Source organism: Mucilaginibacter sp. 21P (assembly GCF_019331605.1).
Lineage (GTDB): Bacteria > Bacteroidota > Bacteroidia > Sphingobacteriales > Sphingobacteriaceae > Mucilaginibacter > Mucilaginibacter achroorhodeus.
Genome location: NZ_CP063061.1, coordinates 3,249,741 through 3,265,118, shown reverse-complemented (window position 1 = coordinate 3,265,118; position 15,378 = coordinate 3,249,741). Strand labels below are relative to the sequence as shown.

At 43.4% G+C, this 15,378-nt stretch carries 12 protein-coding genes and 1 riboswitch; of the genes, 2 read left to right on the top strand and 10 right to left on the bottom strand.

What is annotated here, in order from left to right:
• Window positions 1-5: 5 nt before the first annotated feature.
• From INP83_RS14535 to INP83_RS14510, 6 genes are all read right to left on the bottom strand, one after another.
• The gene (locus INP83_RS14535; RefSeq protein ID WP_219124820.1) at window positions 6-452 is read right to left on the bottom strand and encodes a BLUF domain-containing protein; all 447 of its coding nucleotides are present in this window, start codon (window positions 450-452) and stop codon (window positions 6-8) included.
• Between the two features lie 118 nt (window positions 453-570).
• Entirely contained in the window at window positions 571-2,004 is a 1,434-nt protein-coding gene (locus INP83_RS14530) for an amino acid permease (protein ID WP_219124819.1), read from the bottom strand.
• 135 nt (window positions 2,005-2,139) lie between these two features.
• Window positions 2,140-3,552 carry an efflux transporter outer membrane subunit gene (locus INP83_RS14525; protein WP_219124818.1) on the bottom strand — a complete coding sequence of 471 codons (1,413 nt, stop codon included), beginning with the start codon at window positions 3,550-3,552 and terminating at the stop codon, window positions 2,140-2,142.
• A gap of 33 nt (window positions 3,553-3,585) precedes the next feature.
• Entirely contained in the window at window positions 3,586-6,738 is a 3,153-nt protein-coding gene (locus INP83_RS14520; RefSeq protein WP_146271437.1) for an efflux RND transporter permease subunit, read from the bottom strand.
• A gap of 45 nt (window positions 6,739-6,783) precedes the next feature.
• Window positions 6,784-7,947: an efflux RND transporter periplasmic adaptor subunit gene (locus tag INP83_RS14515; protein WP_255563163.1), complete on the bottom strand. Its 1,164-nt coding sequence runs from the start codon at window positions 7,945-7,947 to the stop codon at window positions 6,784-6,786.
• Window positions 7,948-8,014: 67 nt separating this feature from the next.
• A complete protein-coding gene (locus tag INP83_RS14510; RefSeq protein WP_219124816.1) occupies window positions 8,015-8,608 on the bottom strand; it encodes a TetR/AcrR family transcriptional regulator in 594 nt (197 codons plus the stop codon).
• 185 nt (window positions 8,609-8,793) lie between these two features.
• Between INP83_RS14510 and xrtY the strand changes: the two genes are divergently transcribed.
• Window positions 8,794-9,390 carry an exosortase Y gene (gene xrtY, locus INP83_RS14505; RefSeq protein WP_370630571.1) on the top strand — a complete coding sequence of 199 codons (597 nt, stop codon included), beginning with the start codon at window positions 8,794-8,796 and terminating at the stop codon, window positions 9,388-9,390.
• A gap of 9 nt (window positions 9,391-9,399) precedes the next feature.
• On the opposite strand, the gene INP83_RS14500 is transcribed toward xrtY, so the two are convergent.
• On the bottom strand, window positions 9,400-9,837 hold the full coding sequence (locus INP83_RS14500) for a DUF4395 domain-containing protein (protein ID WP_219124814.1): 438 nt from the start codon (window positions 9,835-9,837) through the stop codon (window positions 9,400-9,402).
• A 1-nt stretch (window position 9,838) separates the two neighbouring features.
• Complete coding sequence (locus INP83_RS14495; protein ID WP_219124813.1) at window positions 9,839-10,315, bottom strand: Lrp/AsnC family transcriptional regulator; 477 nt, start codon at window positions 10,313-10,315, stop codon at window positions 9,839-9,841.
• Between the two features lie 146 nt (window positions 10,316-10,461).
• Window positions 10,462-10,654, top strand: a riboswitch (cobalamin riboswitch).
• Window positions 10,655-10,804: 150 nt separating this feature from the next.
• Here INP83_RS14495 and metE point away from each other — a divergent pair.
• Window positions 10,805-13,111, top strand: coding sequence for a 5-methyltetrahydropteroyltriglutamate--homocysteine S-methyltransferase (metE, locus tag INP83_RS14490; protein ID WP_219124812.1), 2,307 nt, complete (start codon window positions 10,805-10,807; stop codon window positions 13,109-13,111).
• A 72-nt stretch (window positions 13,112-13,183) separates the two neighbouring features.
• On the opposite strand, the gene INP83_RS14485 is transcribed toward metE, so the two are convergent.
• A complete protein-coding gene (locus tag INP83_RS14485; RefSeq protein ID WP_219124811.1) occupies window positions 13,184-14,182 on the bottom strand; it encodes an SDR family oxidoreductase in 999 nt (332 codons plus the stop codon).
• A gap of 30 nt (window positions 14,183-14,212) precedes the next feature.
• The gene (locus tag INP83_RS14480) at window positions 14,213-15,376 is read right to left on the bottom strand and encodes a zinc-dependent alcohol dehydrogenase (RefSeq protein WP_219124810.1); all 1,164 of its coding nucleotides are present in this window, start codon (window positions 15,374-15,376) and stop codon (window positions 14,213-14,215) included.
• Window positions 15,377-15,378: the final 2 nt, after the last annotated feature.

Genomic DNA, 15,378 nt, shown 5'->3' with positions numbered 1-15,378 from the left:
ATGTATTACTTGTGGATATCATAAAATGAACGGAGATAGGTAAGTGGAATATTCACACCTTCTTTGTTCATTTCTTTAGGAAAGTGATCTGGGTCAAACCATTTATTTAGCTCATCCGGCACTGAGGACGTGTCGCTAACCCGCTTAAAACCCATAATCCAATCAGGAAAATTTCTTTGTTTAATAGGATAGCTGAATAATTCAGTTATCTGGTTATGCCTATCGTCTTTAGATATTGTTTTGTAAATATCTTTAACAGTTTCCTCGCTACCTTCTAATACCTGGATAAATCTTCCGTGATCACTAAACGCGCTTTGCTCGTCTATAAAAACTAACATACCGGTTATATCCTTTTCAATGTTGTTTTTTACAGCTGTTGCAAGTATCTCATCCAGGTTATTATCGCTCATGGGTTGGGTAGCATGGCTCATGTAAATCAGGTAATGCAGCATACGTGGTTTTTTTATCAAATACTTCTAAAACCAATAATTGTTTTAACAATTATTAGGCAGACTATGTGTAATTGAATATTATTCCTTAAAGGAGTGTGTTTTACAGTAAATTGGATGTTTACTTTGCGAGGCGACTATGCTTCCTGCCATAAAAAAAGTAAATAACCAATCCTATAGCCAGCCAAATGATCAATCTTAACCAGGTATCGCCGGGCAAAAAGGTCATCATAGCTAAACAGGTAAGGATGCCCAATATTGGCACGAGTGGCACCAGCGGGGTTTTAAATGGCCTAAATACATCGGGTTGCTTTTTTCGCATAACAAGCACACCAGCGCAAACCATCACAAAAGCTAACAAAGTGCCGATACTGGTCATCTCGCCTACTACTCTTATAGGAACAAATGCGGCAAAAACAGCAATGAAGGCGCATAATACGATATTGGATTTCCATGGCGTGCGAAATTTATGGTGAACCTCTGAGAACACCTTTGGCAGTAAGCCATCTTTCGACATGGAGAAGAAAACCCTTGATTGCCCTAACAGATCAACCAATATCACAGATGTATAGCCGATAAGGATAGCTAAAACTACCGCTTTACTTAACCAGGGAAAACCGGTTTTTTCAATGGCAATAGCTACCGGCGCGCCTGAGCCTATAAACTCTTTATAGTTAGCCAATCCGGTCATTACATGGGCGAAGATCACAAACAAAATTGTACACACCACAAGCGACCCGATAATACCCATGGGCATGTTACGTTGCGGGTTTTTAGCTTCCTGCGCGGCAGTAGACACCGCATCAAAGCCAATAAATACAAAAAACACTAAACCGGCGCCTCGTAAGACACCCGACCAGCCATACTCGCCCCAAACACCGGTATTTTGCGGGATATAAGGATGATAGTTCTGTCGATTGATGAAAGACCATCCTACAGCTATGAACACCAGCACAACCCCCACCTTAAGCGTAACAATGATGGCATTCACCATTGCTGAGCCTTTTGTGCCCCTGATAATGATGCTGGTAACCAGGATAACGATAAGCAGGGCAGGTAAATTAATTATGCCGCTTATTATTTCACCATTCACACCTTTAACGCTTTCAAATGGAGACATGGTTAGTTGCTGTGGCAGATAAAGATCAAACCAGGACAGGAATTTTATTAAGTACTGCGACCAACTAATGGCCACTGTTGCTGCACCTACCGAATATTCCAGCACCAGGTCCCACCCTATTATCCAGGCAAATAATTCGCCCATTGTGGCGTATGAATATGTGTACGCACTACCTGCAACAGGTATCATGGCAGAAAACTCTGCATAGCATAGCGCAGCAAACGTACAACCTAATGCTGCTATCACAAAAGAAATGGTTACGGCAGGCCCAGAGTGTTGGCCAGCCGCTATACCCGTTAGTGAAAATAAACCAGCACCTATAATAATACCTATCCCTATTAGAATAAGATTAATCGGCCCCAAAGACCGCTTAAGTGTGTTTTCGTTATTTTCTGATGATTCCTTAAGAAGTACGCTTATCGGTTTAATACGCATCGTGCAAAAATGCGTAACGCTGCCTGCATTTTATACTTTAAATTCAAATTTGACCTTGGCAAGGCGTTTTCGTTAACAAAAAACCCGCTGCGTTTTAAGTGCGCAGCGGGGTTTTTGTTGTATCGGTTATAGAAATTATCTCCAGCCACCACCAAGTGAGCGGTATAAATTAACAACGGCTTGCAATTGCTGCAGTTTATCGTTAACACCACTCAACTGCGCAGACAGCAAACTTTGTTCGGAGGTTAATACATCGGTATAATTTGTGGCCGAACTATAGCGTAATAACTCTTTTGTATAATCTACCGCCTTTTGTAATGCTGCCAGTTGTTGCGTGCGCGAGTTTTGTTTCTCAACCGCGGTTTCGTATTCATATAAAGCGTTTGAAACCTCAGAGCCTGCAGTTAATATACTTTGCTGGAATGCATAAAATGCTTCTTCCTGTTGTGCTTTTGCGGTACGCAAACGTGCTTTGTTCTCACCCCTTGCAAATATCGGCTGCGTTAAACCACCTATAATATTGTAAAAGATGGAATTACTGAACAGGTTTTTAATAAGCAATGACGACACGCCACCCTGCGCCGTAATCGTTAACGAAGGATAAAAATATGCTTTAGCAGCGTTTGTAGTCTCAAAGGCCGCCCGGAAAGCAAATTCTGCCTGTTGTACATCCGGTCTGTTTTTTAACAATTGTGACGGTACGCCTACCTGCATATTGGTGTAAGGTTTTTGCTCATCAAGCGAACCGCGTTTAATAGTACCAGGCGTACGGGCAAGCAATATACTTAACGCATTTTCCGTTTCACGGATGCTGCGTTTAAGATCGGGTATGGTAACTTCTGCGGCGTAGCGGTTAGCTTCACTCTGTACTACAGCGGCACCGTTAACTATTGCGCTTTCTTTTAACGCTTTCATTGTCTCCACATCGTTAATGCGGTTTTTGAGAGTTTGCTGCGTAATGGCCAGTTGTTTATCTAATGCTAATAGCGCATAATAATTATTGGCAATGTTCGCTATTAGTTGTGTTTGTACTGCACGCTTGCCTGCGTCACTTGCAAAAAAATTAGCCAATGCAGAGCGCTTAGCACTGCTTAGCTTACCCCATATATCAGCCTCCCAGCTTGAGCTTAAGCCCAATTGATGTGTGGTAGTTGTCAATATGAACGAGCTGGCAAATTCCGGCGGAAAGTTTAAACTTGCCAACGAAGTTTTAGTCCGCGTGATCTGTGCATTGGCAGATAAACTTGGGAACAAAGCAGCCTTAGTTTGTTGCACGGTTGCGTAAGCCTCATTAATGCGTTGCATGGCAGTTTTAAGGTCGAGATTATTTTGCAAGCCTTCCTTTATCAGGTTTTGCAATTCAACATCAGCAAAAAGCTGCTCGATTGGCATCGTTGCAATCGATGTTGTGTCCGTAATTGTGGTATCACGGTACAACCTATCTGTTTGAGTATTTAGGTTTGGCCGCTGATACTTTTTAGTAACACATGATGATATGATCATCGTTACCCAAAGCATAGCAAATACAGGCCATTTATATGTTTTCATTTTTGTTGTAATCTTTGTTTATCTGCAAATAAATTAAGCCAGTTCAATATCTTCCTCGTCGTCATCTTCCTCTACACGTTTAGAGCTGATGCGCTCCTGTAAGGTTTGGAAAATGACAAATAGCGTAGGGATTACGAATACCCCGAACACCGTACCGATAAGCATGCCGCCTACCGCACCTGTACCAATAGAGCGGTTACCCTCTGCACCTGCACCACTGGCCAGCATCAAAGGCACAAGGCCCAGGATAAATGCAAAGGACGTCATCAAAATTGGTCGTAAACGTGCCACGGCACCTTCAACCGCTGCCTCAACTATACTTAATCCACTACGGCGTCGCATTACGGCAAATTCCACGATCAGGATGGCATTCTTAGCCAGCAAGCCGATGAGCATGATGAGCGTGATCTGTAGATAGATATTGTTTTGTACACCAAATATTTTAGCAAAAACAAATGCACCGGCCAAACCAACCGGTAGCGATAACAATACCGCGAAAGGCAGGATGTAACTTTCGTACTGTGCACTCAAAAGGAAGTAAACAAATATCAAACACAGACCAAAAATGAAAAGTGTCTGGCTTCCGCTCGATATCTCTTCACGGCTTAAGCCTGAAAATTCATAACCATAACCTGTCGGCAACGTTTTCGCAGCAACTTCCTGCACAGCCTTTATGGCATCACCGGTACTGTAACCCGGTTTTGGTGCACCTGTTATGCTGATAGAAGTAAATAAGTTAAAACGGCTGATCGATTCCGGCCCGTAAACTTTTTGCAAGCTAACAAACTCGGTTATTGGCGCCATAACGCCATCATTGTTGCGCACGTAGATTTGGTTGAGACTCTCAGGTGTTGCGCGATAAGCCGCATCAGCCTGTATCATTACGCGGTATTGTTTACCAAACTCATTAAAGTTTGAGGCGTACAAGCCACCAAAGTAACCCTGCAATGTGCCTAATACTACATCAACACCAATGTTGGCATCCTTACATTTTGCAACGTTCACATCAACTTTATATTGGGGGAAGTTGGTGTTAAAGAAAGTGGTGCCATATTGTATTTCCGGGCGCTGATTAAGTGCTGCAAGAAATTTCCCATTTACGCCCACAAAATCATCTATGGTGCCGCCTGTACGGTCTTGCAATTCCACTTCAAAACCGCTGCTGTTACCAAAACCCTGTAAAGATGGCGGCGCAAAAAAGATGATCTTTGCTTCCTTAATACCAGCCGTCATACCAAACATTTTGCCGGTAACCGCGCTTACAGTATGTTCTTTACCTTCCCGTTCGCCCCAAGGCTTTAATTTGATAAACAAGATACCGTATGAACCACCTGCACCGCTCAATAACCCAACGCCACCAATGCGGGTGACTGATTCTACCTCGGGAAGGGAACGCACCACACTTGTAACTTTCTCGGCTACTGCAATTGTTCGCTCTAAAGAAGAAGCAGGTGGCAGACTGATATCGGCCATAATAAAGCTTTGGTCCTCATCTGGTACGAAACCGCTTGGTGTGGTCTTCAGCAAAAACCAAAACAAACCGGCAAATACAGCAATACCTAATACCGCTATCCATTTCTTAACAGATAAAAAGCTTACTGAACGTTTATATTTCTCTGTAACAGCATCAAAAGCTGTGTTGAATGCACCATAGAAACGATTTAGTAAACCTGTTTTATGTTCGCCTTCATTGTGAGGTTTTAACAACAATGCACATAGCGCCGGACTAAGCGTTAGCGCGTTAACTGCCGATATGATGATAGATATAGCAAGCGTTAAACCAAACTGTTTGTAAAAGACCCCCGATGACCCTGTTATAAACGATACCGGGATGAACACTGCGGCCATTACCAGCGTTATGGAAATCACGGCCCCGCTTATCTCATTCATGGCGGTTATCGTTGCTTTCCGTGCCGATCTTGCACCTTTATCCAGCTTAGCGTGCACCGCCTCAACCACCACGATGGCATCATCCACCACGATACCAATAGCCAGCACCAGCGCAAACAGTGTAAGCAGGTTAATGGTAAAGCCGAATAGCTTTAAGAAGAAAAATGTCCCCACAATGGCCACCGGCACTGCAATAGCCGGTATCAAAGTAGAGCGGAAATCCTGCAGGAAGACAAATACTACAATGAAAACCAGGATGAATGCTTCGATCAGCGTATGGATTACCTTTTCGATCGACACATCCAGAAATTCGTTCGCGCTGAATATGGTGTAAACACTTACACCTTGCGGGAAGCTTTTGGCAGCGTTGTCCAACGTTTGCTGTACTTCCTTGATCATTTCATAAGCGTTTGAACCGGCCGATTGGTAAACGGCTAAAGCTATAGATGGCTCGCCGTTAGTTACCGTTTCACTGTTGTAAGTAAGTGACCCGAGCTCAACCCTTGCAACATCTTTCAGACGAAGCAGTTGGCCGCCTTTGGCCGAACGAATGATGATGTTCTCAAACTCCACAGGCTTTTTCAAACGGCCTTTGTATTTCAAAACATACTCAAAAGATTGGTTACTATTTTCACCCAGTTTACCGGGTGCAGCTTCAATGTTCTGCTCAGCAAGCGCGTTGCTAACATCACTTGGTATTAAACCATAAGTGGCCATCACATCAGGTTTTAACCAAATGCGCATAGAATAATCCTGCGTACCAAATGCTGATGCATCGCCCACGCCGTTGATACGTTTTACCAGCGGCACCACGTTAATGTTGGCGTAGTTTTGCAAGAAAGTTTGATCGTATGATTTGTTGGAACTTTTAAGGGCAAACACCATCACCATGCTGCTCTGTTGCTTACTGGTGGTGACACCTGCCTTAGTAACTTCGGCTGGTAATAAAGGTGTAGCCTTTGAAACCCGATTCTGCACGTTCACAGCCGCCAGATCGGGGTTGGTACCCAATTTGAAATATACAGTAATTGTAGCAGAACCATCGTTACCGGCTTTAGAGGTCATGTAGGTCATGTTCTCCACACCGTTTATCTGTTCCTCCAACGGAACAATAACGCTATTCATTACCACATCGGCGTTTGCACCATTGTATGCTGCTGAAACCTGTACGGTCGGGGGTGCAATTTCAGGATATTCAGAAATAGGCAGCGATGTTAGGCCTATTATACCCAATATTACTATGATGACCGATATAACGGTAGATAATACCGGCCGTTCAATAAATTTACGTAACATAAATATTTTGTTGTGCTGCGGAAGATCCCACAGTTGCGTAAAAAACTATTTCAGATCGTTGTAGGCACCTTCGCCGGCTTTGGTATCAGGTTTAATTACCATACCATCGTGCATGTTGGCAAGGCCATCAAATACAACCGTTTCACCGTCCTTAAGCCCATCAGTTACTACAAAGTACTGGCCCGACGGAGCATCCATAGTTTTGATCTCGGTTGATTTTGCTTTGCCGCTGTTATCCACTACGTAAACAAATCGTTTGCCTTGCAATTCATAAGTTGATTTTTGCGGAACCAGTAAGCCGCCTTTAATTGGCTGCGGTATGCGCACAACCGCGCTACCACCACTGCGGATAAGCCTTACAGGATTATCAAACGTAGCCCGTAGCTGCGATGAACCTGTAGCAGTATTGATCAATCCGTTGGCAGTTTCAACCTTACCTTTTTCAGGATATTCCGTACCATCTGCAAGTATCAGTGTCACCGGCGGCAATTGTTTTAGTTTAACATCGAGAGATGAACCTTTGTACTGTCTTGAAAAATCAAGCAATTGTTTTTCATTAAGCGCGAAATAAGCATATATCTTACCGATATTTGATACGGTGGTGAGTGGTTCAGCCGTGTTGCTATTGATCAGGCTTCCTAATTTGTAGGGTATTGCGCCAACCACGCCATTTACAGGGCTTGTAACCTGTGTGTAAGATATATTGGTTTTTGCATTAGCCAACGTTGCCCTGGCCTGTTTCAGCGCTGCTCTGCGCGACTGAAGTGTTAGCTCTGCTGATTCCAATTCGAACTTGCTGATGATGTCTTTTTCTACCAGCGGGCGAGTTTTGTTAACTTGTAACTGCGCAGCATTAACATCTGCCTCTGCGCTGCTGATTGCTGCCGCCGCTGTGTTAACCTCCTGCGCGTACTGCGGTGCGTTTATAGTAAATAACAGCTGACCCTTTTTAACCACGCTACCTTCGTCAATGTAGATCTTTTCGATGTAACCGTCGATCTTCGGACGGATCTCGATATTTTGCTGCCCTTGCAGCGTTGCGGGATAATCTGTGTTAATGGTAGCATCTTTTTGTTCTACTTTAAATACCGGGAAACTTTGAGGTGGTTGCGCGCCGGCGCCGGGCTGCCCCTGCTGGTTGCCGCCACAAGCAGCTAATAGCAGCACTGCCGAACTTATGCCGGCAAGTATCGAAGCTTTTGCTTTCATGGTGATTTTGGATGTATGTGAGTGCATGTTTGTGAGTAATCTGTTTGATTGTTTAGATTTTATTTTGTTACTGCTTGCCAAAAAGCATTTTGCAGGTAATGTCTTTACGCTCCAGCATAAGCTTGGTAAACTGTTCATCGGTGAGGTTATAAAGCTGCTTGTATAGCGGCCTCATGATAAGCGGGTAGATCATCAGCGAAAACATGTTCATTGCAAAATGAATAGGATCCATTTTTGGTAAGCGACCATCATCTATCTCTTTCTGAATCTGCGCTGAAAAATTTTCAACTTTCAGATTCATATCCGGTTTGTTATGCAAATTGCTGTTGGTGTTCATCTCGGTTATCAAAAAAGTTTCCTGATAGGGATACTCCATAGAATCTGCCATAAAAACATCAATAAAACTTTCAATCTTCTCCCTGAAAGGAATATCGCTTTCCATTATCTGCGACAAGCGATTATCCATATCGTCCATACCCTCTTCGTAAACTTGCCTTATTAATTCGTCTCTTGACCGGAAATAATAATTGACCAATGTTCTGTTAACACCGGCAGCATCAGCTATGTCTTGGGTAGTAGCATGCAAACGGCCTTCTTTAAAGAAAACCTGTTTCGCAGTGTCTTTAATAAGTTGTTCAGTACCTGTATCTCGCGTCGTCATTGTTTGACAAAAATGTTAAACATTTAAATTAAACAAAAATTTCAAATACAAAATGGCATGTTGATGACGGATTGAGCTTTGATAGGTACAATTAACGAATTTAAAAGAAAGCGTAGTCCGAGTTGTATTTAACAAATAGTGGTATTAGTTTTAACACTTCAAATGAAATTGGATTTACGCACCTGATGGATAATCAATCAACAGTGTCCGAAAGAAAAAAAAGGGGAAACAAGATTGCGTTGATCTTTGTAGCTAAACTTTTTTTAGTTTATTTTTTTTTGAGCGAGGGCAACAAATTTATGTTTAGCGCTACTTCGCCTGGCGGTCGTTTTTATCATCCATTTGTTGCGGAACATTTTAATTATATACAAGGGCTTAGAAACATCCTCATTATACCAAGCACCTGGATCATCAAGGCTTTCGGATTTATAGCATATCACAACGCTACAGAATTAATGATTATTGATGGCCCTATACTGATGGTAAATTACGATTGCCTTGGGCTTGGCGTAATGAGTTTCCTGATTGCTTTCTGCGTTGCATTCCCTGCAGAATGGAAAGCTAAGGGTAAGTTATTAATATTTACAGTGCTTACGGTTTACGTTTTGAACGTGTTTAGAATAAGCGGATTAGCATTGTTACTCAAAGTTTATCCAAACCAACAGCAGTACTTTACCTACCACCACGAGATCTTTAATATCACCATTTACATAGTGATATTTTTAATATTATACTTTTGGATAAGGAGGCATACAATTGTATTAACTTCCACTACAATTTAAATGGAGGTATTACCTCGGCCTGAGTTGTTTGGTCCATGTGTAAATGTAGCAGCCGGCGCAAATCCCCGCAAAAGACTCAAGACTTGCAAAAACCACCAGCAAACCGGCGATAATTTGTGACTGCGGCTTAAAGCCGAACATCAACCCCACAAACAAAAGTCCTGATATTACAGTACCCATCAAGGCTGCAAAACGCTTTGGCCCGCGGTCAACAAACCGGCTCTTGAGCTTAAGGGAAGTCGCAATGCTCCCGGCCAAAATATTAAGTGGACTGTACTTGCCATAGTTAAGGCTTCGGAGCAAAAAGTCGAGAAATAATACACCCGCTACTACCGGGTTTGCTGTAAAAATGATTGCTATGGCAAAGGCAACAACAAAGAAAGCTATCAGTCTAACCCGTGTTTCATCTATCCTTACCCCATCAATGGGGCACTCTAACTTTTGCATATTATAGATTTATGTTGTGCGTATTTTTGTTTTCGCACATTACAAATGTACTATGCGTACTGCCAATACTTTTAACAGAACCTAATTTATTAAAAACAAAATCCTGATAGTGCTTCATGTCTCGCGCATAAACCTTAAGTAGAAAATCATAATCGCCTGATATATTATAGCACTCAACTACTTCCTTAAGTTGCATAACGTCTTTCACAAAATCGCTGCCTATAGCCTTGTCGTGTTGCTTTAATTTGATGTTGCAAAATATCATCAGGCCATAATTTAACTTCTCGGCATCAAGCACGGCAATATATTTTTTAATATAACCAGACGCTTCCAATCGTTTTAAACGCTCAAAAACCGGCGAAGGTGAAAGGTTCACTTTGGCCGCAAGGTCTTTTGTTGCTATGTTGGAGTCCTGTCCAAGGTGTTTTAACAACTGTATATCAATATCGTCTAATGGTTCATTTGAAGAATATTTCACGGCTAACGTTAGCTAAATAATTTATTTAAAGATTATTTTACTGACAAATCTAAAATTTTTATTCTTTAACACTTATTTAATTACATTTTTCAGTAATTAAAACCTTGTATTTAGCTTTACACCGTTTTGTTTAATCAATTCATAGTTCTTTATTAACCGATAATGGTTTCCGGCAAACGCCGGGATTAAAAGGGAACCGTGTGTAAATCACGGGCTGTCGCGCAACTGTAAGTAACCAAAAAGTTTTTACCAATTGATGCTCACTGACTGCTATTGCTGTTGGGAAGGGCGGTAAAGATGTTACAAGCCAGGATACCTGCCTCTACCGGATAGACAAATGCTTTCGCGGAATAAGGCAAAAAGGTCTTCGCATAATATTACCTCGGTAAACTCCCGTTATCGATAAGTGTTTTGCCTGCCCTATCCTGCCGTTTTGCGTTATAAAGCTTTGTCTGCAGCATTTATTTTTTCATCATTAACTTATTGAAAATGCTTACGCAAAATTTAGGCTATCCGCGTATTGGTAGTCATCGTCAACTAAAAAAAGCCTGCGAAAACTATTGGGCCGGCAAGATCACCCTTAAGGAATTGCACCAGTTGGGGCGCAGCATCCGAGAAGAAAATTGGAATACCCAACTACAGGCAGGAATAGACCTGATACCCTGCAACGACTTTAGCTATTACGACCAGGTTTTAGATATGAGCCTTTTGCTCGGCAATATCCCCGAGCGATATGCCCCTGTTCTCTCGCAGATCAAAGGAAACACGGAGACAGACCTGTATTTCGCCATGGCACGTGGTTATCAGCAAAACGGCCTGGATATTACCGCTATGGAAATGACCAAATGGCTTGATACAAACTATCATTACATTGTACCGGAATATAAGGCAAAGCAAAAGTTCGGCATCTTCTCTGAAAAGATATTTGGAGAGTTTGCCGAGGCCAGGCACTTGCTTGGCAACAAAGCCAAACCTGTACTATTAGGTCCTGTAAGCTATTTATTTGTTGGTAAAGAAAAGCAGGAAGGTTTCGATCGTATAGATCTGATGAAGGACCTTGTAACTGTTTACGTGGAAATTATAAACCGACTTAAACAACAGGGTGCTACCTGGATACAATTGGACGAACCGATATTATCGCTTGATCTTTCCGATAAAGAAAAAGATGCCTTAAACTTCGCCTACCGATACATTGCTAACCGTGTAAGCGACGTAAAAATAATGGTGGCAACTTACTTTGAGGGCTTGCTGGAGAATACTCATTTGGCCGTGAACCTGCCTATTGCTGCTCTCCACATTGACCTCGTGCGTGCTCCTGAACAGCTGGAAGATGTACTTGAAGCTATCCCAGCCGGACTTCAGTTATCATTAGGGTTAGTAGATGGCCGCAACGTTTGGAAGAACGACTATGAACGCTCATTAAGCTTCATAAAAAATGCCATTGAAAAGATAGGAGACGACAGGTTGATCATAGCCCCTTCTTGCTCTCTTTTGCACAGCCCGGTTGATCTTGAGCTGGAAACTGCCTTAGATCCAGAAGCCAAAAGCTGGATGGCCTTTGCAAAGCAAAAATTAGACGAGGTACGTGAATTGAAACTGATAACCAAAGGTAATACTGAACTTTTAGTGGCAAATACTGAGGCCATAAAAAGCCGCCGTAACTCGAACAGGGTGAACAACCCTAAAGTGGCAGAACGCGTTGCAGCTATAACAAACGTAGACATTGACAGAGCGAGCGACTTTGTGACCAGGCAGCACATACAACGACAACGTTTTGCTTTGCCTACCCTACCTACAACAACAATCGGCTCATTCCCACAAACAGATGATATCAGGCAATTACGTGCCCGTTTTAAGAAAGCCGAAATAACCGAAGATGAGTATGAACAGGCACTTAAACAAGCAACCATTGACGTGATACGCTGGCAGGAAGAAGTTGGATTAGATGTGCTGGTGCATGGCGAGTTTGAGCGTAACGACATGGTAGAATACTTTGGTGAGCAGTTGGATGGTTTCCTGTTTACAAAAAATGGCTGGGTACAAAGCTATGGCAGCCGCTGCGTTAAGCCGCCAGTAATTTATGGTGATGTTAGTCGCCCTGCAGATATGACCGTTAAATGGATAACATTTGCAGCCCAGCAAACTAAAAAATTAATGAAGGGAATGCTTACAGGGCCTGTCACGATATTACAATGGTCTTTCGTTAGGGATGATCAGGAACGCGAGACCACCGCCTACCAGATCGCTTTGGCTATCCACGATGAAGTTCTGGCTTTGGAGAAAGCAGGCATTGGCATTATACAAATCGATGAGGCCGCCATACGCGAAGGTTTGCCCTTGCGTAAAGCAAAGCATCGGCATTATCTTAACTGGGCAGTAAAAGCCTTTAAGATAACAGCCAGTGGTGTTAAGGATGAAACGCAGATACACACCCATATGTGCTACAGCGAGTTTAACAACATTATCGAACATATCGCCCAAATGGATGCAGATGTGATCACCATTGAAACATCGCGCTCGCAAATGGAATTACTGCAAGCCTTTGCCAGTTTTGATTATCCGAATGAGATTGGCCCCGGTATATACGATATACATTCGCCGCGCGTGCCTACTGCCGAAGAAATGGTAGCGTTGCTTACCAAAGCTGCGGAACTTTTGCCTCCGAAAAACCTTTGGGTAAACCCAGACTGTGGACTTAAAACCCGCAAATGGCCCGAAACCAAAGCCGCGATCGCAAATATGGTTGCAGCTGCTCGCGAGGCACGGTTGAAAATAAGTACCGAGATCACCGCTTAAATCAAAAGCAAATAGCTGCGCACAATTAAGTACGCAGCTATTTTATTGAGCAGAAAACACACCTAAAATTAATTATGGCTGGCCACCGCCACCTGCTGAGCCATAAACCTGGCCAGTTGCATAACTTGCATCGGCTGCAGCTAATTGTACATATATTGATGCAAGCTCTGCCGGTTGACCGGGCCTGCCCATTGGCGTTTGGCCGCCAAACTGTTTCAGTTTTTCCATAGTAGCACCGCCACTTACTTGCAACGGAGTCCATATCGGTCCGGGAGCAACGCCGTTTACGCGTATACCTTTTGGCGCCAACTGTTTAGCTAAAGATTTAACGTAGTTCATGGTGGCAGCTTTGGTTTGCGCATAATCATATAGATCCGGTGATGGATCATAGGCCTGCTCTGAAGTGGTACCAATAATTGCCGAACCCGGCTTTAAATGCGGCATTGCGGCTTTAATAGTCCAGAACGGCGCATAGATATTGGTCTTCATCGTAGCATCAAAATCCTCGCTGCTAACATCAAGGATGGTTTTACGGGTTTGCTGGCGGGCTGCGTTGTTCACCAGGATATCCAATCCGCCTAATTGTTTTACGGCTTCATCAACCATTCGTTTACAAAAATTCTCATCCCTCAGATCGCCCGGGATAGCAACAGCTTTTACACCCTCTTTTTTCATCAAGGCGATCACTTCCTGCGCATCCTGCTCTTCTGCGGGCAGGTAGTTTATTGCAACATCAGCACCCTCGCGGGCATAAGCTATAGCAGCAGCACGGCCCATCCCTGAGTCACCACCGGTAATTAGCGCCTTGCGACCCTTTAATCTGCCCGAACCTTTGTAGCTTGTTTCGCCATGATCAGGTCTTGGGTTCATTTTGCTCGCTAAGCCTGGCCATGGTTGGCTCTGCTCCATAAAAGGTGGTTTAGGATACTTTGTTGTGGGATCTTCAAGTGGTTTTGCTTCCATCGTATTATTTGTAGTGTTACCTAATGCCGGGGCTGCAACAACAGCCGCCAATGTGGTTCCTAAACCGGCAACCGCTTGTCGCCGGGTCATTTTGTTTTCGTTAGACATTGTTATGTAAATATGCTTTCTATTATTTGTTTATTCCCATGGCTTTAAAACCACTTTAACACAGTCGTCCTCTTTCTTCTGGAACATATCATAACCTTTGGTAACCTCGCTTAAAGGCATCGTGTGCGAGATAATATCATCCAGAACAACTTTCTCTTGTTTAACCAGGTTGATCAGGTGATCTACGTAATTTATCACCGGTGCTTGTCCCATTTTAAGGGTGATGCCTTTATCAAACAAGCGATGGAAAGGGAAGTTATCGTAAGTAGAACCATATACGCCTACTACTGATACGGTACCCATACGACGAACAGCTTTGAACGCAAGGTCCAATACTTTCATACTGCCTACTTCAAAATTGATAAGGGCCTTTGCTTTATCTACAATGCTGCGTTCAGGTTCAAAACCTACAGCATCTACGCATACATCTGCACCGCGGCCGCCTGTCATTTCCCTAATTGCTTCAACAACATCAACGTTGTGCGGGTTCAGGGTTTCAACTTTGTTAACCGCCCGTGCACGTTCTAAACGGTAATCAAGCGGATCAATAGCAATAACCCTGCTTGCGCCGTTTATCCATGCAGCCTTTTGTGCCATTAAGCCTACCGGACCTGAGCCGAAAATGGCAACAACCTCGCCGCCCTTAAGTGCGGCCCAGTCAATTGCCGACCATCCCGTAGGAAATATATCCGTCAAGAAAAGCACCTGCTCGTCACTTAGGTTATCAGGCACTACCCTCGGACTAATGTCTGCATAAGGAACTCTCACATACTCTGCCTGCCCACCCGAGTAACCTCCATACAGGTCGGTATATCCGAATAAGGCAGCACCTTTCTGATCGAGCATGTCGCCGTCTGGGCCATAATGTTTATAGTTTGAATTTTCGCAAGCAGGTGATGCATCATGCTGGCAGAAAAAACAATGCCCGCAAGCAATAGGGAAAGGTACTACCACCCTATCACCGCGTTTAAGATTGGTAATGGAGCTGCCTACTTCCTCAACAATGCCCATAAACTCATGCCCCATTACCATAGGTTCTTTTTGCGGCACACCGCCGCTTAGGATATGCAAGTCGGAGCCGCAAATAGCTGTAGATGTAACGCGGAGGATAACATCACGGGAGTCCTCAATTCTCGGATCCTCAACGGTATCGTATCTGATGTCGCCAGGTTTGTGAAATACGGCTGCTTTCATAA

Excerpts from the sequence above, each read along its gene's own strand:
- INP83_RS14520 (WP_146271437.1), bottom strand. The coding sequence starts at position 6,738 with ATGTTACGTAAATTTATTGAACGGCCGGTATTATCTACCGTTATATCG.
- INP83_RS14500 (WP_219124814.1), bottom strand. The coding sequence starts at position 9,837 with ATGCAAAAGTTAGAGTGCCCCATTGATGGGGTAAGGATAGATGAAACA.
- INP83_RS14530 (WP_219124819.1), bottom strand. The coding sequence starts at position 2,004 with ATGCGTATTAAACCGATAAGCGTACTTCTTAAGGAATCATCAGAAAAT.
- INP83_RS14480 (WP_219124810.1), bottom strand. The coding sequence starts at position 15,376 with ATGAAAGCAGCCGTATTTCACAAACCTGGCGACATCAGATACGATACC.
- INP83_RS14485 (WP_219124811.1), bottom strand. The coding sequence starts at position 14,182 with ATGTCTAACGAAAACAAAATGACCCGGCGACAAGCGGTTGCCGGTTTA.
- INP83_RS14510 (WP_219124816.1), bottom strand. The coding sequence starts at position 8,608 with ATGACGACGCGAGATACAGGTACTGAACAACTTATTAAAGACACTGCG.
- INP83_RS14525 (WP_219124818.1), bottom strand. The coding sequence starts at position 3,552 with ATGAAAACATATAAATGGCCTGTATTTGCTATGCTTTGGGTAACGATG.
- INP83_RS14535 (WP_219124820.1), bottom strand. The coding sequence starts at position 452 with ATGCTGCATTACCTGATTTACATGAGCCATGCTACCCAACCCATGAGC.
- INP83_RS14515 (WP_255563163.1), bottom strand. The coding sequence starts at position 7,947 with ATGAAAGCAAAAGCTTCGATACTTGCCGGCATAAGTTCGGCAGTGCTG.
- xrtY (WP_370630571.1), top strand. The coding sequence starts at position 8,794 with ATGGATAATCAATCAACAGTGTCCGAAAGAAAAAAAAGGGGAAACAAG.
- metE (WP_219124812.1), top strand. The coding sequence starts at position 10,805 with ATGCTTACGCAAAATTTAGGCTATCCGCGTATTGGTAGTCATCGTCAA.